Consider the following 25,614-nt stretch of genomic DNA (forward strand, 5'->3'; position numbering starts at 1 on the left):
GTTCTGAAGTGGATCAGCCAAGTAAACGGAAAAGAAGCGTAGAAAGAAGGTTGCACAAGGTGTGTGGCGCTCACAGTACGAGCTGAGATGGCGGTTGTACAGTGGCTACTAGCCACTTTATGCCGGCGGTTACGCGGGAGAGGGGCGCTGGCGGATTGTGAGTCTGTCCCGAGCGTCGGGGCAGCTTGTGGGCCTCAGTCGCGGAAGAACACCTGGACCAGGTGGTAGCCGAACTTGCTCTTGATCGGGCCATGCACGGTGCGCAGAGGCTTTTTGAAGATCACCTGGTCAATGGCGCCGACCATCTGGCCTGGGCGCACTTCTCCCAGATCACCGCCGCGCTTACCGGACGGGCAGGTGGAGTATTTCTTGGCCAGGACGTCGAAGGCTTCGCCCTTGGCAATGCGTTGCTTGAGCTGTTCGGCTTCTTCGGCGGTTTTCACCAGGATGTGGCGGGCTTGGGCTTTCATGGGCAGGTGACCTGGTAGCGGGAAATCGGCGGCCGCGGATTATGCCTCAATTGACGGCACGCGGCCGATCATCTGACGAATCTTCTGCGCCATTTCTTCAAGGGAAAACGGCTTGGCCATCAGGTCCATGCCCGGTTCCAGAAAGCCCTGGTGCTCAGCGGCTTTCTCCGCATAACCGGTCATGAACAGCACCTTCAGTTGCGGTCGCTGCTGGCGTGCGATCTCCGCCAGTTGTCGACCGTTCATGCCCGGCAGGCCCACGTCGGTGACCAGCAGATCGACCCGCGTCGACGATTCCAGCAAGGGCAGGGCGCGGCGGGCGTCCTCGGCCTCGTAGGCGCGGTAGCCCAATTCGCTCAGCACACTAAGCACCAGCTTGCGCACCGCCGGGTCGTCTTCCACCACCATCACGCTTTCCCCCGCCAGGGCCTGGGGCGCTTCGGGGCTGGTGTCCGGTTGGCTGCTGTCCAGCGGCGCGGCGTACAGCCGTGGCAGGTAGAGGCGCACGCAGGTGCCCTGGTCCGGCTCGCTGCTGATGGTCACGTGGCCGCCGGACTGTTGGGCAAAGCCGTAGATCATCGACAGCCCGAGGCCCGTGCCCTGGCCGATGGGTTTGGTGGTGAAGAACGGGTCGAAGGCCTTGGCCAGGATGCGCGGGGTCATGCCGGCGCCATTGTCGCTGACACCGAGCATCACGTAATCGCCGGCCTTGACCGGTTCCAGGGTGCTGATGTCACTGCCGTCGAGGTAGCTATTGGCGGTTTCGATCAGCAGCCGGCCGCCGTGGGGCATGGCGTCGCGGGCGTTGATCACCAGGTTGAGCAGGGCGTTTTCGAGCTGGCTGGCATCGCTGCTCACCGGCCATATGCCGTCTGCCAGTTGCAGCTGCAGTTCGATGTGCTCGCCTTTGGTGTGGTTGAACAGATCGTAAAGCGAACGGACCAACTGGTTCGGGTCCAGGGGCTGGCGGTCCAACGACTGACGGCGGGAAAAGGCCAGCAATCGGTGAGTCAGGGACGCGGCGCGCTTGGCCGAGGACATGGCGGCCTCGCTGAAGCGGCCGATTTGATCGATGCGACCGTTGTCGAGGTAGCGTTGCATCAGGTCCAGGCTGCCGATGATCCCGGTGAGCATGTTGTTGAAATCGTGGGCGATGCCGCCGGTGAGTTGCCCCAGGGCTTCCATTTTTTGCGCATGGCGCAGGGCGTCTTCCGCGCGTTCACGTTCGAACATCTCGTTTTGCAGGCGCTGGTTGACGCTGGCCAGCGCTTCGGTGCGTTGGTTGACCCGCTCTTCCAGAGTCTCGTTGAGGTGGCGCAGGGCTTCTTCGGTTTGCCGACGCTCGGTTTCATCGATGACAAAGATATAGAAGCCATTGATCGCACCGTCCGGTCCGTGGCGCGGCAGGTATTTCATCAGGGCGTGGCGCTGGTGGCCGTCACGGTGTTGGGTGCGGGTTTCGAAGCTGCAGGGCTTGCCCGCCAGGGCGGCGGCGATCAGTTCGGCGCGGGTGGCGTAGATGTCGTCGCCGAGCACTTCGCGGATGGTTTTGCCGTACAACTCTTGTGGGGTCAGGCCGTACCAGTCCAGGTAGGCGCTGTTGTTCAGGCGAAAGCGCTCATCGCGGTCGACGTAGCCGATCAGCACCGGCATGGCGTTGATGATCAACTGCAGTTCGGTCTGACTCTGGCGCAGCGCCTGTTCCATCTGCTTGCGCTCGGTGAGGTCCAGGGCGGCGCCGAGAAAGCGCATTGGTCGGCCGTGGTGATCCTTGTAGCAGCGGCCTCGGGCAAACACCCAGCGCACTTGGCCGTCGGCCAGTTGTAGGCGGTATTCCTCGGCGTATTCGCTGCCCTGGGTGATGCAGTGCTTGATGCTGCGGGCCACCAGGGCGCGGTCTTCGGGGTGCACCCCCTTGAGGTATTCACTGATGGGCAGTTGCCGGGATTGCTGGGCGTCGACGCTGTGCAACTGGGCGAAATGCGCGTCGGCGATGAAGCGGTCTTCGCCGATGTCCCAGTCCCAGGTGCCCACCGCATCGGTCGCCGCCAGCGCCAGTTGCAAGCGTTCTTCGGTGTCTTGCTGGGCCCGCTGGCTGGCGTCGGAGCGTTGTTTGAGCTCAAGGGCGATGCGCCGGCGTTCGTTGGTTTCGATGGCGGTCATCAAAATGCCGGCCACGTGCCCACGCTCATCGCGAATTGGGCTGTAGGTCAGGTCCAGCCACAGCTCGTGCTCCGTGCCGTCGCTGCGTTGCAGGTTGAAACGCTGCTCGCTGAAGGTGCGCACCTGGCCGTTGAGTACGGCGTGGTAGATGGGGTCGGTGAAGTCCATCAGCTCCGGCCAGATCAGGTGCGCCGGCCGGCCGAAGGCCGTGGGGTGCTTGTTGCCGGCCAGCAGGGCGAAGCCGTCGTTGTAGATCTGTGTCAGCTCGGTGCCCCAGAGCAGCAGCATGGGCATCGGCGAATGGATCACGATATCCACGGCGGTGCGCAGGCTCTGCGGCCACTGGCCGGAATGACCGAGGGCCGTGGACGACCAGTCCAGGCGGGCAATCAGGGTGGCGGCTTCGCTGCCTGAGTGGGGGGCATTCATGTCGGGTGTGTCCTGGGCGCAGCGGTGTTACGCGGCAACGTCATGGGGGCGCGTACTGGAAAAGTCGTATGGACATGCCGAGCATATTCAAACGGATGGAGTGTAGGCGTTTTTGGCGCCGGCATTTTCACCCGCTTTTGCGGCGCATGACCAGTCTAGAGGGGCTGAACGGTCTTTGCCGCTGCCGCAGGCTCGACAGCGGCTACAAGTGTCCCGCTGTTTTTGTAGCCGCTGCCGCAGGCTGCGAAGAGTTGTGTAGGTGAGGCCGTTTTTTTGGGGGGGGTGAAGGCCCTGGGGAGCTTTGCGCAGCCTCGCAGGCTCGACAGCGGCTACAGGTGTCACGCTGCTTTTTGTAGTCGCTGCCAGGCTGCTAACGGCTGCGCAGGAGGCGCTGCTCTGGTGGGAGCGGTAGCGCGGCGCTGGGTGTGCGGTTGTCAGTCGCGCAGTTCCTTGCGGTCGCGAAACTGCTCCAGGGCTTCGGGGTTGGCCAGGGCGTCGGTGTTTTTCACGGGTATGCCATGCACCAGGTTTCGTACCGCCAGTTCGACGATCTTGCCGCTGATGGTTCGCGGAATGTCGGTCACTGCGAGGATCTTCGCCGGTACATGGCGCGCGGTGGTGTTGCTGCGGATGACTTGGCGAATCTGTTCCTGCAATGCTTCATCCAGCACCACGCCGTCTTGCAGACGCACGAACAGCACCACCCGCACGTCGTGCTCCCAGCTCTGGCCGATGGCCAGGCTTTCCAGGACCTGTTCCAGTTTTTCCACCTGGCGGTAGATTTCCGCGGTGCCGATACGTACCCCTCCCGGGTTGAGCACCGCATCGGAGCGGCCGTGAATCAACCAGCCGCCATCGGCCAGTTGTTCGGCGTAGTCGCCCTGGGCCCAGACCCCGGGAAACAGGCTGAAGTACGAGGCCTTGAGCTTGCTCTGGTCCGGGTCGTGCCACAGGCCCACCGGAATGCTCGGAAAGTGCCGGGTGCACACCAGTTCGCCTTTCTCGCCGATCACCGGCCGGCCCTGGTCGTTCCACACTTCGATGGCCATGCCCAGGCCCTTGCCTTGCATCTCGCCGCGTCGCACCGGCTGGATCGGGTTGCCGGTGACGAAGCAGGCGACGATGTCGGTGCCGCCGGACATCGAGGCCAGGCACAGGTCGGCTTTGATTTCGCGGTACACGTAGTCGTAGCTCTGTGGCGACAGCGGCGAACCGGTGCAGAGCAAGGTCTTCAGGCTGTCCAGGCGGTGGCTCTGGCGCGGCCGGCTGCCGGCCTTTTCCAGGGTCGCCAGGTACTTGGGGCTGGTGCCGAAGACGTTGATGCCCTCGCGGTCGATCAGGTCGATCAGGTGTTCGTTGGCCGGATGAAAGGGCGAGCCGTCGTAGAGCACCAGACTGGCGCCGGTGGCCAGCGCCGAGACCAGCCAGTTCCACATCATCCAGCCACAGGTGGTGTAGTAGAACAGCCGCTCGCCGGGGCCGAGGTCGGTGTGCAGGCCGTGTTCCTTGAGGTGTTGCAGCAGTACCCCGCCGGTGCCGTGGACGATGCACTTGGGCACCCCGGTGGTGCCGCTGGAATACAGGATGTACAGCGGATGGGCGAAGGGCACAGGGACGAACTCGGGCTCGCCGCCAGGGCGGTAGAAGTCGTCCCACAGGTTGACGCTGGCCGGGGTGCGGAAGTCTTCGGCCCGGGCTTGCGGGCGGGCATAGGGCACGATGAGCAACTGCTCCAGGGACGGCAGGCGTTCGAGGATTTCATTGACCTTGGCCGTCTGGTCGATGTCCTTGCCGGCGTAGCGATAGCCGGCGCAGGTGATCAACAGCTTGGGCTCGATCTGGCCGAAACGGTCGATCACCCCCTGGGTGCCGAAATCCGGCGAACAGCTGGACCACACCGCGCCGAGACTGGTGCTGGCAAGCATCGCCACCAGGGTTTGCCAGGTGTTGGGCATGCAGGCGGCGACCCGGTCGCCGCGGCCGACCCCGGCAGCCCGCAGGCTGCGTTGCAGGCCGGCGACCTGGGCCGCCAGTTCGGCGTAGGTCAGTGGTTCGCGCTGGCCGTTTTCGTTGATCGCCACCACCGCCACTGCGTCGTCCCGGCGCTTGAGCAGGTGCTCGGCGAAGTTCAGGGTGGCGCCGGGAAACCACTGGGCGTTGGGCATCTGCGGACCTTCGCGGAGCACGCATTCGGCGCTCTGCCTGAAGCGGACGTCGAAGAAGTCGACGATCGCCTGCCAGAAGCCTTCGCGCTGGTCGATGCTCCACTGGTGCAGGCTGGGATAGTCGCTGATCTCCAGGCCGTGGCGCTGATTGATGAAGCGGCGAAAGGCATCCATCCGCGTCTTGCCGATGCGTTCGGCGCTGGGTTGCCAGAGAAGGTCGGACATGCAAGGCCTCTATTTGTTCTTATGGTCGGTGTGCGCTGTCGCTCATTGTGGCGAGGGAGCCTGCTCCCGCAGGGCGGCCCTGCGGCTCCAGCCCCCGGCATTGGGGGCTTTCTGATGCCAACCCCGCGCTGGGAGCACTAGGCACTAGAGTGCCAGCCCGGTCCAGCGAGAGCAGGCTTTCGCGCCACGGAAAGAGGGGGGATGGGCAGCTCTACTGCGCCAGCCACCCACCGTCGATATTCCACGCCGCGCCGCGCACCTGGGCGCCGGCTGCACTGCACAAAAATAGCACCAGCTCGCCCAGTTGCGATGGGGTGACGAACTCCAGGGACGGCTGCTTTTCCGCCAGCAGGTCATGCTGGGCCTGCTGCGGCTCGCTGCCCGCCGCGACGCGATCGTCGATCTGTTTCTGCACCAGCGGGGTCAGCACCCAGCCGGGGCAGATGGCATTACAGGTGATGTTGCTGGTGGCGGTTTCCAGGCCCACCACCTTGGTCAGGCCGATCACCCCGTGCTTGGCCGCCACATAGGCGGCCTTGCCCACGGAACCGACCTGGCCGTGCACCGAGGCGATGTTGACGATCCGCCCCCAGCCCTTGGCGCGCATGCCCGGCAGCCCCAGGCGGGTGCTGTGAAACACCGACGACAGGTTGATGGCGATGATCGAATCCCAGCGCTCCACGGGGAATTCCTCCACCGCCGCCACGTGCTGGATGCCGGCGTTGTTCACCAGGATATCGACGCCGCCAAACTCCCGTTCGGCGTAGGCGAACAGCTCGGCGATCTGTGCCGGGTCGCTGACGTCCGCCGGGTGATGGCCAACCTGGCCGCCGAATTGTGCGACCTCGGCGATCGCCTTCGAGGCGTCGCCAAAGCCGTTGAGGATCAGCTTGGCCCCGGCCTTGGCCAGGACCACTGCGATGCCCAGGCCGATGCCGCTGGTGGATCCGGTGACCAGGGCGGTCTTGCCAGAAAGAGTGCTCATGAATACCTCATACAATGCCGGTGGCGTAGAAAGTGGCGATCACGACGAACACCGCCAGGGTCTTGATCAGGGTGATGCAGAAAATGTCCTTGTAGGCCTCGCGGTGGGTCAGCCCGGTAACTGCCAGCAGGGTGATCACCGCGCCGTTGTGCGGCAGGGTGTCCATGCCGCCGCTGGCCATGGACGCCACCCGGTGCAGCACTTCCAGGGGGATGTTGGCGGCGTGGGCGGCGCTGATGAAGCTTTCGGACATGGCCGCCAGGGCGATGCTCATGCCCCCGGAAGCCGAGCCGGTGATGCCCGCCAGCAGGGTCACGGTAATGGCCTCGTTGACCAGCGGGTTGGGAATGTTTTTCAACCAGTCCGCCAGCACCAGAAAGCCCGGCAGCGAGGCGATCACCGCACCGAAACCGTATTCCGAGGCGGTGTTCATCGCCGCCAGCAGGGCACCGCTGACCGCGCTCTTGCTGCCCTCGGCGAGCTTGCTGCGAATCGCCGAGTAGCCGCACACCAGCACCATCAAAATGCCCACCAGCAAGGCGGCCTGCACCGCCCAGATGGCGGTGAGCTTGGCGATTTCGCTGGTCACCGGCGCCGCCATGCCCGGCAGGCTGAGGCTGTGGGTCTTGCCGTACCACTGGGGAATCCAGTGGGTGAACAGCAGGTTCATCAGGCCCACCAGCAGCAGCGGCGACAGCGCCAGCCAGGGGTTGGGCAGCTTCAGGTCCTCGGCGGTTTCCGGCTCGTTGCGCAGCTCGGTGCCGTAGCCTTCACCGGCCTTCTGCGCCTTGTTGCGCTGGCGCTGGAGGAACAGCATGCCGGCGCAGAACACGAACACGGTGCCGATCAGTCCCAGCCAGGGCGCGGCCCAGGCGGTGGTGTTGAAGAAGGTGCTGGGGATGATGTTCTGGATCTGCGGGGTGCCGGGCAGGGCGTCCATGGTGAAGGAGAACGCGCCCAGGGCGATGGTGGCCGGGATCAGCCGTTTGGGGATGTTGCTCTGACGGAACATCTCGGCGGCGAACGGGTAGACCGCGAACACCACCACGAACAGCGAAACCCCGCCGTAGGTCAGCAGCGCGCAGACCAAAACGATCACCAGCATGGCCTGGCGGGTGCCCAGCAGGCGGATCGCCGCGGCGACGATGGCGCGCGAGAAGCCCGATAGCTCGATCAGCTTGCCGAACACCGCGCCCAGCAGGAATACCGGGAAATACAACTTGATGAAGCCGACCATCTTCTCCATGAACACCCCGGTGAAGGCGGGCGCCACGGCGGACGGATCGGTCAGCAGCACCGCACCGAGGGCGGCGATGGGGGCAAAGAGGATGACGCTATAGCCACGGTAGGCCGCCAGCATCAGCAGCGCCAGGGCTGCCAAAGCAATGATCACACTCATGGTGTGTCTCTCCAGGATTGTTATTGTTGTCGGGTGTTGCGTGTGGAGAGCGTTATAGCGAGAACTGTGCCATATATCTAAGTCATTGAAATATAACGATATTTCTCAATTTTTTGACTGTGGTCTACCCGGGGATTCTCCAATTGGAGACAGTATGGCGAGGGAACCTGCCCTCGTTGGACCGGGCGGGCGCTCCAATGCGTAGCGCTTCCCAGGCTGGGGTGGCATCAGAAAGGCCGCAATGCCGGGGTTTGGGGGCGCAGGGCGGCCCGGCGAGGGCAGGTTCTCTTGCCACTCAAGTGCTTGTCTCCTAATCGGGATTTGCGTCTCTTTATTGAGACTCGGCAATCCCCAGCGCCGCCATCTTCTTGTACAGCGTCGAGCGCCCCAACCCCAGACGCCGGGCCGCTTCCTCCACCTTGCCGGCGCATTGCACCAGGGTCGCGCTGATCAACTGCCGGTCGAAACGTTCCCGGGCCACGGCGAAGGTTTCCTGGCTCGGCGACTCGGCGGGTAGCGCGGCCGCATGGCGTTGCACCGGGCTGAAGCTGCCAATCGCTGCGCGAATGTCCGCGGCAGTGAGGATCAGGTCGTCGCTGAGCAGCGCCGCCCGTTCCAGCACATTGCGCAGCTCGCGGATATTCCCCGGCCAGGCATGTTGCGCCAGCAGGGCCAAGGCTTCGCGGTCCAGTTCATGCTGGCTGCGCAGCTCTTCGAGAATCCCCTCGCTCAGGGCCGGCAGGTCGTCCAGGCGTTCGCGCAGCGCTGGCACCTGGATCGGCAGCACGTTGAGCCGGTAGTACAGGTCGGCGCGGAACTCGCCGCGCTTGATCGCCGCTTCCAGGTCGGTGGAGGTGGCGGCGATGACCCGCACATCGCTGTGGATCACTTCGTTGGAGCCCACCGGCTCGAACTCCTTCTCTTGCAGCACCCGCAGCAACTTGCTTTGCAGGGGCAGGGGCATGTCGCCGATTTCATCGAGGAACAGGGTGCCGCCCTGGGCGATCTGCAACTTGCCGGCGCGGCCCTTGCGGTCGGCGCCGGTAAAGGCGCCGGGGGCGGTGCCGAAGAACTCCGCCTCCAGCAGGGCCTCGGGAATCGCTGCGCTGTTGATGCTGACAAAGGGCTTGTGGGCCCGGGGCGAGGCGCCGTGAATGGCCTGGGCCAGCAGCTCCTTGCCGGTGCCGGTTTCGCCTTGCAGCAGGATCGGCGACTCGGCGCTGGCGCTGCGTCGGGCCCGGCGTTTGACTTCCAGGCTGGCGGCACTGGTACCGATGAAATGGGCGAAGTTGTACTTGGTCTGCCGGGCCCGCAGCAGGGAGCGGGTGGAGGCCAGTTCTTCCTGCATGCTCAGGTAGCGCTTGAGCATCGGTGACAGGCTGCGCAACTCATCGAACAGGGCAAAACCAATGGCGCCGATCACCGTGCCGGCATCGTCGTGGATCGGCAGGCGCATCACCACCAGCGGCTCCTTGGGGGTGTCCTGCATGTCCAGCAGGATTGGGCGTCCGCTGCGCACCACCTCCCGCAGCAGGCTGCCGGGGATCACGCGTTCGCAGGGCTTGCCGATGGCGAAGGCGGCGGACTCCAGGCCGAAGCGCCGGGCGTAGCGCTCGTTCATCCAGACGATATTGGCGTCGCGGTCGACGATCACCGTACCTTCGCTGGACTGCTCGATGATCTCGAACAGCGAACGGATCGCCAGTTGGCGCACACGCTGGTAATCCTTGAGGCTTTCGCTGTCGTTCATGGCGGCATCCTGAAAATGGGCGCAGGGATTATGCCGCAGTCCACGTCTGTTGTTGCGCCGCTGTAGCCGCTGTCGAGCTCCAGCGAGGCTGCGAAAAATCTGGCAGTCCCCCTCCGACAAGGACTTCAGCGCTCTCAGGATCGAGCGTCTCCTGTGGCGGAGTGCCGCCCAGAGCGTTCGCTGCCTGGCCCTGGCGAGGCTGCGAAAAGGGGGCGTCGGCGACGGGTCAGCCGAGGTGGGCGGCGGCCAGCAGTTCTCGGGTGTAGGGGTGCTGCGGGTTGTCGAACACGTCGTGGCTGGCGCCGCGCTCCACCACCTGGCCGTCCTTGATCACGATCATGTCGTGGGCCAGGGCCCGTACCACCGCCAGGTCATGGCTGATGAACAGGTAGGTCAGTCCGTACTTTTCCTGCAGCTGGCGCAGCAGGGCCACCACGTGTTTCTGTACGGTGCGGTCCAGGGCCGAGGTCGGTTCGTCCAGCAGGATCAGCGCCGGCTTGAGCACCAGGGCCCGGGCGATGGCGATGCGCTGGCGCTGGCCGCCGGAGAACTCGTGGGGGTAGCGGTGGCGGCTGTCGGGGTCGAGGCCGACCTCCTTCAGGGCGCGGATCACTTGTTCATCGCATTGACGGGCGTCGTACTGGCTGTGCACTTCCAGGCCTTCGCTGATGATCTGCGCCACCGACATGCGTGGGCTGAGGCTGCCGAAGGGGTCCTGGAACACCACCTGCATCTGTTTGCGCCAGGGGCGCAGTTGCTTCTGGTTGAGGCCGTCCAGGGCCTGGCCCTGGAAACGGATGCTGCCTTGGGAGTCCAGCAGTCGCAGGATCGCCTGCCCCAGGGTGGATTTGCCCGAGCCGGATTCGCCGACGATGCCCAGGGTCTTGCCTTGCTCCACGCTGAGGCTGATGCCATCCACCGCCCGCAGGTATTGCTTGCGCTGGAACAGACCGCCGCCGATCTGGAAATCGACGCTGAGATTGTTCACCTCCAGCACAGTTTCCCGGCTGTCGTGGCACAACGGTCGGCCCTCGGGCTCGGCGTGCAGCAGTTCGCAGCTGTAGGGATGCTGCGGGGCGTTGAACAGAGTGTCGCAGTCGGCCTGTTCGACGATTTCCCCGGCCTTCATCACGCACACCCGCTGGGCGATGCGCCGCACCAGGTTGAGGTCGTGGCTGATCAGCAACAGGGACATGCCCAGGCGCTGCTGCAGGGATTGGAGCAGTTGCAGGATCTTGCGCTGCACCGTCACGTCCAGGGCGGTGGTGGGTTCGTCGGCGATCAGCAGCTCCGGCTCGCAGGCCAGGGCCATGGCGATCATCACCCGTTGGCGCTGGCCGCCGGAGAGTTGGTGCGGGTAGGCCTTGAGCCGCTCCCGAGGCTTCTGGATGCCCACCAGTTCCAGCAGTTCGAGAATTCGTGCCTGGGCCTGTTTGCCGCCCAGGCCGCGATGCAGGAGCAGGGTTTCGCCGATCTGCTTCTCGATGTTGTGCAGCGGGTTGAGGGAGGTCATGGGCTCCTGGAAGATCATGGCGATGCGGTTGCCTCGCAGTTTTTGCAGGGTCGCCGGATCGCAGCCCATCAGTTCCTGGCCGCGGTAGCGCACACTGCCTGAGCTGCTGCAGCCGGTCTGTGGCAGCAGTTGCAGGATCGAGTGGGCGGTCACCGACTTGCCCGAACCGGACTCACCCACCAGGGCCAGGCATTCGCCGGGGCGGATGTCCAGGCTCAGGTCACGAACCACGGTCTGCGCGCCGAAGCTGACCTTGAGCTGGCGGATTTCGATGAGGTTGTCAGTCATTTCTAGCGTCCGCTTCAAGATCGTGGATCAAAGGCATCGCGCAGCGCCTCGCCGATGAACACCAGCAGCGAGAGGATCAGCGCCAGGGTGAAGAACGCCGTCAGCCCCAGCCACGGCGCCTGCAGGTTCTGCTTGCCCTGGCCGATCAACTCGCCCAGGGAGGCGCTGCCAGCGGGCATGCCGAAGCCGAGGAAGTCCAGGGCGGTGAGGGTCGAGATGGCGCCGGTGAGGATGAACGGCAGGTAGCTCAGGGTGGCGTTCATGGCGTTGGGCAGGATGTGCCGCAGGATCACCTTGCGGTCGCTCAGGCCTAGGGCCCGGGCGGCCTTGACGTACTCCAGGTTGCGCCCACGGAGGAACTCGGCGCGCACCACGTCCACCAGGGCCAGCCAGGAGAACAGCGCCATGATCCCCAGCAGCCACCAGAAGTTCGGCTCGACGAACCCCGAGAGGATGATCAGCAGGTAGAGCACCGGCAACCCGGACCAGACTTCCAGCAGGCGCTGGCCCAGGAGGTCGACCCAGCCACCGTAATAGCCTTGCAGGGCGCCGGCGGTGACGCCGATCAGGGCGCTGATGGCGGTCAGGGCCAGGGCGAACAGGATCGATACCCGGGCGCCGTAGATCACCCGCGCGGCCACGTCCCGGGCCTGGTCATCGGTGCCCAGCCAGTTGACCGTGCTCGGCGGGCTGGGGGCCGGCTGGCTCAGCTCATAGTTGGGCGTGTCTTCGCTGAAGGGGATGGGCGGGAACAGCAGCCAGCCACCGTCCTTGCGGATCAGTTGCTGCACGTAGTCGCTGCGGTAGTCGGCCTGGAACGGCAGTTGGCCACCGAATTGCTGCTCGGTGTAGCGCTTGAACACCGGGAAGTACAAAGAGCCCTGGTAGCTGACCACCAGGGGTTTGTCGTTGGCGATCAGCTCGCCGCCCAGGGTCAGGATGAACAGGCCGATGAACAGCCACAGCGACCACCAGCCGCGGCGGTTTTGCTTGAAACGGTCCAGGCGCCGGCGGGCCACGGGAGAAAGCTTGAGCATCAGGCGTTCCTCGCGGCGAAGTCGATACGCGGGTCGACCAGGGTGTAGCACAGGTCGCCGATGAGTTTTATCAGGAGGCCAAACAGGGTGAAGATGAACAGCGAACCGAACACCACCGGGTAGTCGCGGGAGACCGCGGCCTCGTAGCTCATGCGCCCCAGGCCGTCGAGGGAGAAGATCACCTCGATCAGCAAGGAACCGGCGAAGAACACGCTGATAAAGGCCTGGGGAATCCCCGAGACCACCAGCAGCATGGCGTTGCGGAACACATGCCCATACAGCACCCGGCGTTCGCTCAGGCCCTTGGCCCGGGCGGTGACCACGTACTGGCGAGTGATCTCGTTGAGAAACGAGTTCTTGGTGAGGATGGTCAGGGTGGCGAAGCCGCCGATCACCAGGGAGCTCACCGGCAGCACCAGGTGCCAGAAGTAGTCGGCGACCTTGCCCAGGGTACTCAGTTGCTCGAAGTTGTCCGAGACCAGGCCGCGCACCGGGAACCAGTTCAGCGAAGTGCCCCCGGCGAACAGCACGATCAAAAACATGGCGAACAGGAAGGCGGGCATGGCGTAGCCGATAATGATCGCGGTGCTGCTCCAGATGTCGAATTGGCTGCCGTGGCGCACTGCTTTGCGAATTCCCAGGGGGATCGACACCAGGTAGGTGATCAGGGTGGCCCAGAGCCCCAGGGAAAGGGTCACCGGCATCTTTTCCAGAATCAGGTCGGTGACCGTGGCGCCGCGGAAGAAGCTCTTGCCGAAGTCCAGTTGGGCGTAGTTCTTGAGCATCAGCCACAGGCGTTCATGGGCCGGTTTGTCGAAGCCGTACTGTCGTTCGATGTCTTCGATCAGCTTGGGGTCCAGGCCACGACTGGCCCGCGAGCCGCTGCTGCTCATGGCATCGGCGGAGCCGCCGACGGCGCCACCGCCAATCCCTTGCAGACGGGCGATGGCTTGTTCGACCGGGCCGCCGGGAGCCGCCTGGACGATGACAAAGTTCACCAGGAGGATGATCAGCAAGGTCGGAATGATCAGCACCAGGCGCCGCAGAATGTAGGCCAGCATCAGTGGCGTCCTCCGGGTTGGCCACGGCGGATCAGTTCGGCGGCCATTTGTTCATTGGTCAGCGCGGTGCGGCTGACTTCCCACCAGCTTTCGATGGCCGCGTCATTGCTGGCTGGCACCTTGGGAATGCCGAAGCGGTTCCACCACACCGTGGAGGTGCCGGGCGGGTAGTAGTTGGCGATCCAGTAGTAGTTCCACTGCAGCACCCGGTCCAGAGCGTGGGCATAGCGCTGCATCTCCGGCTGGCTGTTGGCTTTCACCAAGCCTTTGAGCAGGGTGTCCACCGCCGGGTTCTTGAGCACCATGTAGTTGTTGGAGCCGGGGTCGTTGGCCGCGGCCGAGCCAAAGTAGTTGTACAGCTCCATACCCGGTGAGGTGGTGACTGGATAGCCGGTGACGATCATGTCGTAGTCCCTGGCCATCAGGCGGTTGACGTATTGCGAGGCGTCGATGCGGCGGATGTTTAGGCTGATGCCGATCTGCGCCAGATTGCGCTTGTAGGGCAACAGCAGGCGCTCAATGGAGTTCTGGGTGATGAGAAAGGTAAAGCTCAGAGGCTCGCCTTGGGCGTTCACCAGCTTGTCGTCTTTGGCTTTCCAGCCGGCTTGTCTCAACAGCGCCAGGGCCTGCAACTGCTTGTCGCGGATTACGCCGCTGCCATCGGTCTTGGGGGCCTCGAAAACCTGGGTGAAGACTTCATCGGGGATCTGCCCGCGCAGGGGTTCGAGGATCTTCAGTTCTTCGGCGTCCGGCAGGCTGCGAGCGGCCAGGGAGGTGTTGGAAAAGAAACTCTGCTGGCGGATGTACAGGTTGCGCATCATCTGCCGGTTGCTCCATTCGAAATCCCAGAGCATGGCCAGGGCCTGACGCACGCGACGATCCTGGAATACCGGCCGGTCGAGGTTGAACACGTAGCCCTGGGCCGGTTGCGGCGCCGATTTGGCCAAGTGGGCCTTCTGCAGACGGCCGTCGCTCAGCGCTGGGCTGTCGTAGCCGATGGAGTAGCCGGTGGCGGAAAACTCGCGGTTGTAGTCATAAGCGCCGCCGCGCAGCACTTGTCGGGCGACGTCGATGTCGCCGAAGTACTCGACGCTGAAACGGTCGAAGTTGTACAGCCCACGGCTGACCGGCAAGTCCTTGCCCCACCAGTCGGGGTTGCGCAGGAAGGTGATGCTGTTGCCCGAGTCGACCTTGCCGACGCGATAGGGGCCGCTGCCCAGTGGCGCTTCATAGCCGCCGCCAGCGGCGAAATCGCGACTCTTCCACCAGTGCTCGGGGAACACCGGCAGGGTCGCGATGTCCAGCGCCAGGGTGCGATTTTCGTTGCTCTTGAAGTCGAAGCGCACCACCCGCGGCGATTCCACGGTGACCCCTTTGACGTCCGCGAACTGGGTGCGGTAGCGCATGCTGCCCTGGGTCATCAGCAGGTCATAGCTGTAGCGCACGTCTTCGGCGGTGATCGGCGTGTTATCGGCGAAGCGGGCCTTGGGGTTGAGGTAGAAGCGCAGCCACAGACCGTCTTTGGCGCGCTCCATCTTCTGGGCCACCAGGCCGTAGACGGTGTAGGGCTCGTCCAAAGAGCGCACAGCCAGCGGCGAGTAGACCAGGCCGTCGAGCTGGGAGACGCCAATACCTTTGTCTATATAAGGCAGTACATGGTCAAAGCGGCCGATCTCGATCGCCGAGCGGCGCAGGGTCCCGCCCTTGGGGGCCTGGGGGGTGGCGTAGTCGAAGTGGCTGAAGCCTTGGGGGTACTTGGCCGGTTCGCCGTAGACGGTCATGGCATGTTGTGGCGCGGCCAGGACATTGGCAGCGGCCAATAGCAGTGCGGTGAAAACAGCGGTGGAGAAAAACAGTCGCATGGTCAGCCTTACGAGGCGGGTGAACGATGACCACGATTTGTACGCTAGCGGCGCATGACTGGCCAGCCGCTTTCACCCGTACAGTGGCCACACGCACAACGGCCCACCATGAGGCGGGCCGTTGAGCAGGCAAATCGCGAGGGAATCAGTCCTGGCGGCTGGTGACTTCCAGCAAGTGGTAACCGAACTGGGTTTTTACCGGACCTTGTACGACATTGACTGGGGCGCTGAACACCACGGTATCGAATTCCTTGACCATCTGGCCCGGGCCGAAGGAGCCCAGGTTGCCGCCGTCGCGGCTGGACGGGCAGGTGGAGTTCTTTTTCGCGACTTCGGCGAAATCGGCGCCAGCTTCGATTTCGGCTTTGAGTTCATTGCACTTGGCTTCGCTGGCAACCAGGATGTGACGGGCGGTGGCTTTGGCCATGGATGTTGCTCCTTTCAAGAAAGTTGAGAGCCTACCGGATTCAGGTGGCTATTTCTTGTCAAAGTTCCTTCAATGCGTTACCGCCCGGCGCTGGCGGCGACACCCATCTCGGATCGACAGGGGCCCTGTAGGTGCTGCTGAGCCCGCGAGGCTACGCAAAGGTCCGCAGGACCTTGCCTGGCGGTCTGCCGCCGAACCCGCAGCGCTCATGAGAACGCCGCGTTCCTTCAGCGCACTGTCGCGAAGTCGTTCGCAGCCTGCGGCAGCGGCTACAGCTGCTTCCAGTCCAGGCCGAAGCGCGCCAGGTATTTGCGCAGGCGGTCGGCGTCGTTGGGGTTGGCCTTGCCCAGGCGCGACACGCCGAACAGCCGGCGCCCGGCGTCCGACAGGCTGTCGGCGCGGCGGCATTCGGCAATCACCGCCTTGAGTTGCAGGCGGTCGAACAGGTCCAGCTCTACCTCGTCGCCCAACAGTTGCTGCAGTTCATCCTCGGCATTTTCCAGGCCCCAGGCGTGGCGCAGGCGCTGGATTTCCTCTTCGACCTGGACCTGGTCGATGCGTCCGCTGTCGGCCAGGGTGGCCATGCGGGTGATGGAGGCCGACAGCTCGCGGAAGTTGCCCAGCCACGCCGCTTCGCTGGAGCTGGCAAAGGCCAGGTAGCGGCGCCGTGCTTCCAGGTTGAAACGCACCAGTTGCCCTTGCTCCCGGGCGTGGCGTTCAAGCTCGAAATCGATGTTCGGCTCGATGTCCTCGCGGCGTCCCGCCAGCCCCGGCAGGTTGAAGGTCCAGAGGTTGATCCGCGCATACAGGTCTTCGCGGAACAGGCCCTGGGCCACCCGGCCACGCAGGTCGCGGTGGGTGCCGGCGATGATCAGGAAGTCACTCTCCACTTCCTGGTCCGCGCCCATGGGGAAGAAGCGCTTTTCCTCGATGGCCTTGAGCAGCATGGCCTGTTCGTCCAGGCCCAGCTCGCCGATCTCGTCAAGAAACAGCATGCCGCTGTGGGCCGCTCGCAGCAGGCCGTCCCGGGCGTTCTGGGCACCGGTGAAGGCCCCCTTGATATGCCCGAACAGCGCCGACATGGCACCGTCGCCGCGCAGGGTGGCGCAGTTGACCTCGACAAAACGTCCCTGCACCTGGTGCCGGCCGCGTTTGAGCTCATAGATGCGTCGAGCCAGGAACGACTTGCCGGCACCGGTGGGGCCGATCAGCAGCATCGGCGCCTTGGAGCGCACGGCGACCCGCTCGATCTGCTCGATGGAGCGGTTGAACGCCGGGTTGCGGGTAGCGATGCCGGACTTGAGGAAGGCCAGGCCTTCCAGGCGCTTGTGGGCAAAACGCGAGGCGATGCGGTCGTAGCGCGACAGGTCGAGGTCGATCAGCGCATGGGTGCCGGTGGCGTGTTCGCTGGGGTCGCCGCGCCGGGCCGGTGAGGTCTGGATCAGCCGGGCCGGGAGGTAGCGCGCTTCGGTCAGCAGGAACCAGCAGATCTGCGCCACGTGGGTACCGGTGGTGATGTGCACCAGATAGTCCTCGCGCTCGGTATCGAACGGGTAGGCGCTGGTGAAGTCGTGAAGGGCGGCGTACACCTCCTCGAAATCCCAGGGGTTCTTCAAGCCCATGGGGTGCAGGCGTACTTCGGTTTCCGGTGACACCTGACGCACATCGTTGGCCACCCGTTCGGCCAGGCTGACATCCCGGGCGTCCAGGCCGTGGATCAGTTCCAGGCGCTGGATCAGCACGTCCGGTTGCTGGCACAGGCCGACCGTGGGGCGCCAATGGCTCCAGCGATTGGCGCCCTTGCCGACGCGATCGAGGGTGGAGCCGACAAAACCGATGGCGACCGTGGGCTTGCTCGACATGTTTATACCTGAAGATAAAAGGCGATAGGTAAAGATATAAAATTATCGAGGCGTTTGTCTTGTCGAATGGCCAGTGAAAAAGCGAATAAAAATAAAATATTTATAAATCAATAAGTTAAAAAATAATTTGCCGAAAAAACAAAACCTGGCACAGCGGCTGCAATGTATCTGGCAACGAACGAGACAACAGAGCGAGACGCCAAGATGGCCAACTTCCAGCTGTTCAACACCCAACAGGCAAAAGCGCCAGCGAGCACCACCCTGAACGCTTCCAAGGCACCGGCCTATGCCTACAACGCCAAGCATCGCCTGGCCCAGCTGGCGGTCACCGGTTGCCTGAACTCGACCTTCTACACCTCGCCTGAAGGTCAACTGGAAGCGGTGCTGCAATTGGTGAGCGAACTGGACAGCCGCTTCGTCGCCCAGGCCGCCCGTTACGCTCGGCAGCAAGGCCATATGAAAGACATGCCGGCGCTGCTGCTGGCGGCGCTGACCGCACAACGCTCGGTCCTGGTACCGGAGCTGTTCGCCCAGGTGGTGGACAACGGCAAGATGCTGCGCAACTTCGTGCAGATCCTGCGCAGCGGCGTGACCGGGCGCAAATCCCTGGGGTCGCAGCCCAAGCGCCTGGTGCAGAACTGGCTGAACACGGCCACCGAGCGTCAGTTGCTGCAGGCCTCGGTGGGTAGCCAGCCGTCCCTGGCGGACGTGGTGAAGATGGTTCACCCCAAGCCAAGTGAAGCCTGGCGTGAAGCCTTCTTCGCCTGGTTGATCGGCAAGCCGGTGGATGTGCAGGCGCTGCCTGAGCTGACCCGCGAGCTACTGGCGTTTCGCAATGGCGAGACAACTCAGGTGCCGCAGGTGCCGTTCCAGCTGCTCGGCAACGAAGCACTGAGCGCCGGACAATGGGCGGCACAGGCGCGCAACATGGGTTGGCAGGGGCTGCGCATGAACCTCAACACCCTGGCCCGCCACGGCGCGTTCCAGGTGCCGGGTTGCAGCGAGTACGTGGCGGCGCGGTTGGCGGATGCGGGGGAGGTGGCCAAGGCGCGGGTCTACCCATACCAGTTGCTGGCGGCCTACCGCATGGCCGGCGAGGACGTGCCGCAAGCGGTCCGCGAGGCGCTGCAGGATGCCCTGGAGCTGTCCCTGGCCAACGTGCCGGCGCTGGCGGGCCACGTGGTGGTGTGCCCGGATGTCTCGGGCTCGATGCACAGCCCGGTCACCGGCTATCGCCAGGGCGCCACCACCGCGGTGCGTTGCATTGATGTGGCGGCACTGGTGGCGGCAGCGGTGCTGCGCAAGCAGCCGGCGGCGCGGGTCATGCCGTTCGAGCGGGGGGTGGTGAACATCCACCTCAACCCGCGGGACAGCGTGATGAGCAACGCCCAGAAGCTGGCGAACATCGGCGGAGGCGGGACCAACTGCTCGGCGCCCCTGGCGCAACTGGCCAACGCCAAGAGCCGCGTGGACACCCTGATCCTGGTCTCGGACAACGAGTCGTGGATCGATGCGCGGCGCCACGGGGCCACGGAAACCCTGCGCCAGTGGGAGCGGATCCGTGCCATCAACCCGCAGGCGAAGCTGGTGTGCATCGACATGCAACCGGGGGCCACGACCCAGGCGCCGGACCGCGAGGACATCCTCAACGTCGGCGGTTTCAGTGACGCGGTGTTCGATGTGATCGAGCAGTTCACCGCCGGTAACTACGGTGCCCAACACTGGGTCAAGGCAATCGAGACGATGGCGCTCTAAGAGCCTGCTCATGATCGGCTGCGCTTAGCCCAGGCGGCGTCAAAAACGGTTTCGAAATGCTCATTCAGGTTTCTAAACTCCGCGTTCTCAGGCGTTTTTGCCTTGCCTGAGCGTTGCGCGCTAGAGCCTGGACAGGTTCTGGGAAATGGAGATAAACCGTGCGCCGGCCAGCCGGCGCACACCGAAGATTTTTTGCTCATTGGCCCTGAATGCCGCTGTGACTACATCTAAAGGCGTCTCAGCAACTCTTGTCAGGGCCGGTGACGGCACGAATGCCAGTGGCTGTACATATTGGTTAAGCCGGTTCGAATCCGGCGATCAGTCACTTCTTTTGTCGTGCCACCTTTTTTGCAGTTTTTGCGACGAATGCTGGTGGAACTACATCCCAGGTTCGAGATGCGGGTTCGATTCCCGCCGGTGCTGGAAAACGGCGCCGTGGTTCAACGGTCAGAACACGAGCGCACTGTTTCATCGACCCTTGTCGTCGCATCTTTTTCCCCGCCTCGGCGGGACGGCAGCGAATGCCACGGGTACTACATCGTGTCGCGGGTTCGAGCCCCGCCAGCCGCAAGGCTGTAGCTCAGTGGGTAGAGCCAATGTGCCTGTTCCCTTGTCGCTGCCCGCAGGCCCGGCCTGCACCGATTGACCCGGCGAATGCCGGTGGAGCTACAGGACAGCGTGGTCGCGGGTTCGAGTCCCGTGCATCGCAAGGTGCTGGCTCAGAGGCAGAGCGCGCGGCAGGTTTCACCTCCACTGGTCGCTGCCTGCACCGAACACCGCAACTCCGTAGGAGCTGGCTTGCCAGCGAAGAGGCTTTGAGAACGTCTTCTGCGACTCGGCTCCTACACAATCTATTGAACAAGGCCGGATCACCGGCCACAGGAAAAAAGAGTCAACGACATGGAACACAAAACCTACCAACTGCTGGAAGTGGCCAACGGCAAGCCGATCAAGATGTGGACCCAGGGCGTGCCCGTGGAAAACGAAGCCCGCCAGCAACTGATGAACACCGCGAAGATGCCGTTCATCTTCAAGCACCTGGCGGTGATGCCCGACGTGCACCTGGGTAAGGGGTCGACCATCGGTAGCGTGATCCCCACGGTGGGCGCGATCATCCCGGCGGCGGTCGGGGTGGATATCGGTTGTGGAATGATCGCCGCCCGTACTTCGCTGACCGCCGCCGACCTGCCGGATAACCTGGCTGGATTGCGCAGCGCCATCGAGGCGGCGGTGCCTCACGGTCGTACTTCGCCCCGTAGCGGTCGCGATAAGGGCGCCTGGGGTGATGTGCCGAATCAGGCCGACCAGGCTTGGGCGGCGTTGCATCCGCGCTTCAAGGCGATCACCGATAAGTACCCGGCCCTGGCCAACAGCAACAACCGCAAGCACTTGGGAACCCTCGGAGGGGGTAACCACTTCATCGAGGTCTGCCTGGATGAAGCCAACCGGGTCTGGTTCATGCTGCACAGCGGTTCCCGTGGCGTCGGTAACGCCATCGGCAACCTGTTCATTCACCTGGCCCAGGCTGATATGCGTCAACATATCGCCAACCTGCCGGACCGCGACCTGGCCTACTTCGAGGAAGGCAGCCAGCACTTCAACGATTACGTGGAAGCCGTGGCCTGGGCCCAGGATTTCGCCCGGCAGAACCGCGAGCTGATGATGCAATTGGTGATCCAGGCCACCCGCCAGGTGATCAGCAAGCCCTTCGAGGTGGCGCTGGAGGCAGTGAACTGTCACCACAACTACGTGCAGAAGGAGCGCCACTTCGGTGAAGAGGTGCTGGTGACCCGCAAGGGCGCGGTGTCGGCGAAGAGGGGCGAACTGGGGATCATCCCGGGGTCGATGGGGGCCAAGAGCTTCATTGTCCGTGGGTTGGGTAACGAGGAGGCGTTCTGCTCCTGCAGCCACGGTGCCGGGCGTACCATGAGCCGCACCAAGGCCAAGAACACCTTCACCCTGGCCGACCAGATCCGCGCGACCGCCCATGTGGAGTGCCGTAAGGACGAAGCGGTGATCGATGAAATCCCGATGGCCTACAAGGACATCGACCAAGTGATGCACGCCCAGCGCGAGCTGGTGGAAGTGCTGCACACCCTGCGTCAGGTGGTGTGCGTTAAGGGGTAGAACAATGGACGACATGGACGCCTTGATAGCGGCGCCGCCCGGCTGGCATGACCCGCTGAGCGACTACGAAGCCCGCCGCGTGCGGGAGGTGATGGACGAATTGGATCGGCACAGCGCCTGGCTGGAACTGAGCCGCTTTGGCAACGGTTTCGTGCGCCAGGCCGCCGTGCGCGGCCTGGCCGCACAGCCTTCGGCCGAGGCCCTGGCGGCCTTGCTGGAACGCCTCAACGACTGGGTGCCCCAGGTGCGCCAAGAGGCCGCCGCGGCGGTCGAGGGTTATCTGACGCCAGAGCGCGCCGAGCTGCTGTTGCAGCGCCTGACGCCGCTGCTAGCCCTGGCCGGCAAGCAGCGTGCCGACCATGGCGCGACCCTGCAGCGGGCGCGTGCGGTGTTGCAGTTGGCCCAGGTACGCGAAGCAGTTGAAGAGGCCTTTGCCGGTTGCCGGGGCAAGGCCGCGCGCTTTGTCTTCGAGCTGTTGCTCGAAGGGGCGCCGGATCGGGCAGCGCTGCTGGGCCGGGCGCTGCGCCACCCGGAGGTCAGCGTGCGGCAGATGGCGGTGGATGCCTGCGCCGAACTGCCCGCCGCGCAGGCCGTGCCTTTGCTGGAAGAGGTGATGCAGCGTTGCGGCGCCAGTGTCCGGGTCAAGGCTCTGCGCCTGTTGCTGCCATTGCTGGCCGACCCTCGCGAGTATCTGGCTCAGGCGTTGCTGGACCCTTCAGGGGCTCTGCGTTGCCTGGCCCATTGGACCGCGCCGCGCCATGGACTGGAGCCGCAGGAGGTGCTGCTGGCCCGTTTGCAGCAGCCGGCGCCACGCAACAAGCGCCAGTGGCTGGGGCTGCTGGGGCTGGTCCGGGAACTGCAGGCGCCGCAAGCCGACGCCATGGTGCGTCAGGCCCTGGCTTCGCCGGCAGTGAGCGTGCGCCTGCTGGCCTTGCAGACCTTGGGCGAGCGCGGCATGGCCGAGCAACTGGCGGCCCTGGACGACGCTTCGGACAAGGTCTTCGAATGCGCCCTGGCCTTGCTGCGTCAGCAGCCTTGGGCAGTCTTCGACGAGGCCCTGGAGCAGCGGCTGGACCAGCACTGGCATGACCTGCCCAAGGCACGGCGCTGGGCCCTGCTGGCCCTCAAGCCGGGCTGGCGCCAGTTGGAATACCTGCTGTGGCGCCAGGGGCAGGGGGGCAGCGAAGCCGCCTATTGGCGTCAGACCCTGGCGCGCTGGTGCGATGGCCGCTACGGGATGTTCGACCCGGTCACCCCCAAGCCGCTGCGCGAAGCCATGTTGCAGCGTGTACAGGCGATGGAGGCCGCCGGTGAATTGCCCGCAGGTTCAGCCAAGCGCCTGCTTTGAAGAGTCGAGAACGCCCCGATGTCCGCGCTGCCGCTGTTGACCTGGATTGCAGGGTGGGACTGGTGCCTGACGGTGTGGAACCCCGTGCCCCGGCCCCTGAGTGTGCTGGCCGCCAGCGCCACGGATTGAACAAGGAACAAGGATCATGGAACACCTGGAACACCATCCCCTGAGCAGCGCCATGCGCGAACGGGTATTGGTCGAGCTGGCGCGGATCGAGCGTGAGCGCAATGTGCGGGTGCTGTATGCCTGCGAATCCGGCAGTCGGGCCTGGGGCTTTGCCTCCACCGACAGTGATTACGACGTGCGTTTCGTCTATGTGGAAAAGCCCGAATGGTTCATCCAGGTGGATGCCGGGCGCGACGTGATCGAGCGGCCCCTGGACGACGAGCTGGACATCAGCGGCTGGGAACTGCGCAAGACCCTCGGGCTGTTGCGCAAGTCCAACCCGACCCTGCTGGAGTGGCTCGACTCGCCCCTGGTGTATCGCAGCGAACCGGCTGCCGCCGCGCGCCTGCGCGAGCTGGCGCAGGCGTTCTACAGCCCGCCGGCGGCGCGCAATCATTATCTGTCGATGGCCAAGAAGAACTTTCGCGGTTACCTGCAAGGCGACAGCGTGCGTTTCAAGAAGTACTTCTACGTGCTGCGCCCCTTGCTCGCCGTGCGCTGGATCGATCAAGGCCGCGGCCGACCGCCGATGACCTTCGCCGACCTGCTGACCACGGTCGACCACCCACCGCTGCTGGACGAAGTGGCCGAGCTGCTGGTGCTGAAACGCTGCGCTGACGAGTCCGCCTACGGGCCGCGACGCCCGGCACTGCACGCCTTTATCGCCGCTGAGCTGGAACGCCCGGTGCCGAAGCTGGCGCGCACCCATGAAGACAACGCGTTGCTGGACGCCTACCTGCGGGAAACGGTCCGGCACTACGCCTGAGGAATGAGATGAAACAGGATGTAATCGAACTGGACGGCGCCATCGGCGGCGGTCAGGTACTGCGCAGCGCCTTGAGCCTGTCGATGCTCAGTGGCAAGCCCCTGCGTATCCATAATATTCGTGCCCGGCGTAGCCGCCCGGGGCTGCTGCGTCAGCACCTGACGGCGGTGCAGGCTGCGGCACAGGTCTGTGGCGCCAGGACCTCGGGGGGCGAACTCGGCTCTCAGGCGCTGACCTTCGAACCGGGGCCGATCCGTGGCGGCGACTACCGCTTTGCCATCGGCACTGCGGGCAGCTGCACCCTGGTGCTGCAGACCCTGCTGCCGGCCTTGTTGCAGGCGCCGCAGCCCAGCCGTGTGAGCATCAGCGGCGGCACCCACAACCCCCTGGCGCCACCGGTGGACTTCCTCCAGCAGGCCTGGTTGCCACAGCTGCGGCGCATGGGGGGACGGGTCGAGCTGCAACTGTTGCGCCACGGCTTCGTCCCGGCTGGCGGTGGTGAGCTGGAGGCCTTTGTTCAACCGTCGGTGCTGCAGCCCCTGCACCTTGAGGAGCGTGGCGCACTGCAGGGCAGTCGGGCCTGGGCCCTGAGCGCTGGCCTGCCCGAGCATGTGGCGGAGCGCGAGTTGCGCCGGGTGCACAATCGCCTGGAACTGCCGCGGGAGCACCTCACCCCGGTGCGGTTGGATGAACAATACGGCCCGGGCAATGTGCTGTTGCTGGAGTTCGCCTTTGAACACCTGACCGAGCTGTTTTGTGGCTTCGGTCAGAACAGCCTGCGGGCGGAAAAGGTCGCGGACCTTGCCATCGATCAGGCCCGGGACTGGTTGGATTCTGGCGCGGCGGTGGCCGAGCACCTGGCCGATCAACTGCTGCTGCCCCTGGCCCTGGCCGGTGGTGGCAGCTTCACCACGCCGCGCATGACCGAGCACCTGGAAAGCAATATCCGGGTGATCGAAGCGTTCCTGCCGGTGCGCATCGAGGCGCGCTTGCTGAGCGAGCAACGGCTGCGCGTGGAGTGTCACGCGCTGGTTTGACGTGTGTAGAGTGCTCCGGTCATCAAGGAGGTTGTCGCTATATATCACTTGTATGGAGGCCGGGGCAGCGGTTCGGCCATCGTCGAGATCGCCCTGGAGTATTGTCGGGCGCCGTATCGCAGCATCGACGCCGCGCCCTGGGAGGAAAGCCCGGGCGCGAGGCCCTGGCTCGGCTCAATCCACTGTTGCAGATTCCCACCTTGCAACTGCCGGATGGCAGCATCCTCACCGAAAGCGCGGCGATCCTGATCCACCTGGGCCTGGAGTTTCCCGATTCCGGGCTGCTGCCTGCCCAGGCATTGGCCCGGGCTCAGGTGATTCGCGGCCTGGTGTACATCGTCGCCAACTGCTATTCGGCCATCGGTCTTCTCGACTACCCGGAGCGCTGGATCAGCGACGCCGACGAGCCGCTCAAGGCGCGAGTGCGCAGTGCCACGGCCGATCGCCTGTTGCGCAGTTGGGAGGTGTTCGCCCAGCAGTTCGCTGCACGACCCTTCCTCGGTGGCGCGGCGCCGGGCGCCCTGGATATCCAGGCGGCGGTGGTGTCCCGCTGGTCCGGCGCCCGTGAACATCTGCGCGGCAGCCATCCGGATTTTTTCGCCCTGCTGCAACGCATCGACCACGAGCCGCCCATCGCCGCGATCCTGGCCCGCCACTGGCCCCCCGCATCCTCATCGTAGGCGCTGGCGTGCCAACGAAGGCGTCCCTGAGAACGATGCAGGGCTCAAGGGCTTCTTCGCCGGCAAGCCGGCTCCTGCGGTAGAGGGCGGCGAGGCT

At 64.5% G+C, this 25,614-nt stretch carries 17 protein-coding genes and 1 pseudogene; 6 read left to right on the plus strand and 12 right to left on the minus strand.

Features of this window, described 5'->3' with window-relative positions; all coding sequences use genetic code 11:
* Positions 1-194: 194 nt before the first annotated feature.
* From PLD_RS27415 to rtcR, 12 genes are all read right to left on the minus strand, one after another.
* The gene (locus PLD_RS27415) at positions 195-470 is read right to left on the minus strand and encodes a peptidylprolyl isomerase (protein WP_011061856.1); all 276 of its coding nucleotides are present in this window, start codon (positions 468-470) and stop codon (positions 195-197) included.
* Positions 471-509: 39 nt separating this feature from the next.
* Complete coding sequence (locus tag PLD_RS27420) at positions 510-3,062, minus strand: PAS domain-containing sensor histidine kinase (protein WP_159897835.1); 2,553 nt, start codon at positions 3,060-3,062, stop codon at positions 510-512.
* A gap of 434 nt (positions 3,063-3,496) precedes the next feature.
* Positions 3,497-5,452, minus strand: a complete 1,956-nt coding sequence (locus PLD_RS27425; RefSeq protein WP_159897836.1) for an acetoacetate--CoA ligase — start codon at positions 5,450-5,452, stop codon at positions 3,497-3,499.
* A 211-nt stretch (positions 5,453-5,663) separates the two neighbouring features.
* Positions 5,664-6,437: a 3-hydroxybutyrate dehydrogenase gene (locus PLD_RS27430; RefSeq protein WP_159897837.1), complete on the minus strand. Its 774-nt coding sequence runs from the start codon at positions 6,435-6,437 to the stop codon at positions 5,664-5,666.
* 7 nt (positions 6,438-6,444) lie between these two features.
* Entirely contained in the window at positions 6,445-7,836 is a 1,392-nt protein-coding gene (locus PLD_RS27435; RefSeq protein WP_159897838.1) for a GntP family permease, read from the minus strand.
* A 331-nt stretch (positions 7,837-8,167) separates the two neighbouring features.
* A complete protein-coding gene (locus PLD_RS27440; RefSeq protein WP_159897839.1) occupies positions 8,168-9,586 on the minus strand; it encodes a sigma-54-dependent Fis family transcriptional regulator in 1,419 nt (472 codons plus the stop codon).
* Positions 9,587-9,812: 226 nt separating this feature from the next.
* Positions 9,813-11,387 (minus strand): ABC transporter ATP-binding protein, encoded by a 1,575-nt coding sequence (locus tag PLD_RS27445; protein ID WP_159897840.1) that lies wholly within the window; start codon positions 11,385-11,387, stop codon positions 9,813-9,815.
* Positions 11,388-11,401: 14 nt separating this feature from the next.
* Positions 11,402-12,424: an ABC transporter permease gene (locus PLD_RS27450; RefSeq protein WP_159897841.1), complete on the minus strand. Its 1,023-nt coding sequence runs from the start codon at positions 12,422-12,424 to the stop codon at positions 11,402-11,404.
* Entirely contained in the window at positions 12,424-13,485 is a 1,062-nt protein-coding gene (locus PLD_RS27455) for a microcin C ABC transporter permease YejB (RefSeq protein ID WP_159897842.1), read from the minus strand. Before PLD_RS27455 ends, PLD_RS27450 begins: the two co-directional genes overlap by 1 nt.
* Positions 13,485-15,347 carry an extracellular solute-binding protein gene (locus PLD_RS27460; RefSeq protein ID WP_159897843.1) on the minus strand — a complete coding sequence of 621 codons (1,863 nt, stop codon included), beginning with the start codon at positions 15,345-15,347 and terminating at the stop codon, positions 13,485-13,487. Before PLD_RS27460 ends, PLD_RS27455 begins: the two co-directional genes overlap by 1 nt.
* A 145-nt stretch (positions 15,348-15,492) precedes the next feature.
* On the minus strand, positions 15,493-15,774 hold the full coding sequence (locus tag PLD_RS27465) for a peptidylprolyl isomerase (RefSeq protein ID WP_007924449.1): 282 nt from the start codon (positions 15,772-15,774) through the stop codon (positions 15,493-15,495).
* A 269-nt stretch (positions 15,775-16,043) separates the two neighbouring features.
* Positions 16,044-17,636 (minus strand): RNA repair transcriptional activator RtcR, encoded by a 1,593-nt coding sequence (rtcR, locus tag PLD_RS27470; RefSeq protein ID WP_159897844.1) that lies wholly within the window; start codon positions 17,634-17,636, stop codon positions 16,044-16,046.
* A 204-nt stretch (positions 17,637-17,840) separates the two neighbouring features.
* Between rtcR and PLD_RS27475 the strand changes: the two genes are divergently transcribed.
* The 6 genes and pseudogenes from PLD_RS27475 (at position 17,841) to PLD_RS27500 (ending at position 25,517) form a co-directional block, all read left to right on the plus strand.
* Positions 17,841-19,391: an RNA-binding protein gene (locus PLD_RS27475; RefSeq protein WP_159897845.1), complete on the plus strand. Its 1,551-nt coding sequence runs from the start codon at positions 17,841-17,843 to the stop codon at positions 19,389-19,391.
* 900 nt (positions 19,392-20,291) lie between these two features.
* The gene (locus PLD_RS27480; protein ID WP_159897846.1) at positions 20,292-21,518 is read left to right on the plus strand and encodes an RtcB family protein; all 1,227 of its coding nucleotides are present in this window, start codon (positions 20,292-20,294) and stop codon (positions 21,516-21,518) included.
* A 4-nt stretch (positions 21,519-21,522) separates the two neighbouring features.
* Positions 21,523-22,866: a PBS lyase gene (locus PLD_RS27485; RefSeq protein ID WP_159897847.1), complete on the plus strand. Its 1,344-nt coding sequence runs from the start codon at positions 21,523-21,525 to the stop codon at positions 22,864-22,866.
* A gap of 145 nt (positions 22,867-23,011) precedes the next feature.
* On the plus strand, positions 23,012-23,800 hold the full coding sequence (locus PLD_RS27490) for a nucleotidyltransferase domain-containing protein (RefSeq protein ID WP_159897848.1): 789 nt from the start codon (positions 23,012-23,014) through the stop codon (positions 23,798-23,800).
* Between the two features lie 8 nt (positions 23,801-23,808).
* Entirely contained in the window at positions 23,809-24,837 is a 1,029-nt protein-coding gene (gene rtcA / locus PLD_RS27495; protein ID WP_159897849.1) for an RNA 3'-terminal phosphate cyclase, read from the plus strand.
* 39 nt (positions 24,838-24,876) lie between these two features.
* Positions 24,877-25,517, plus strand: a pseudogene (locus PLD_RS27500) (glutathione S-transferase family protein).
* Positions 25,518-25,614 lie beyond the last annotated feature (97 nt).

The organism is Pseudomonas sp. LD120 (assembly GCF_009861525.1).
Classification (GTDB): Bacteria; Pseudomonadota; Gammaproteobacteria; order Pseudomonadales; family Pseudomonadaceae; genus Aquipseudomonas.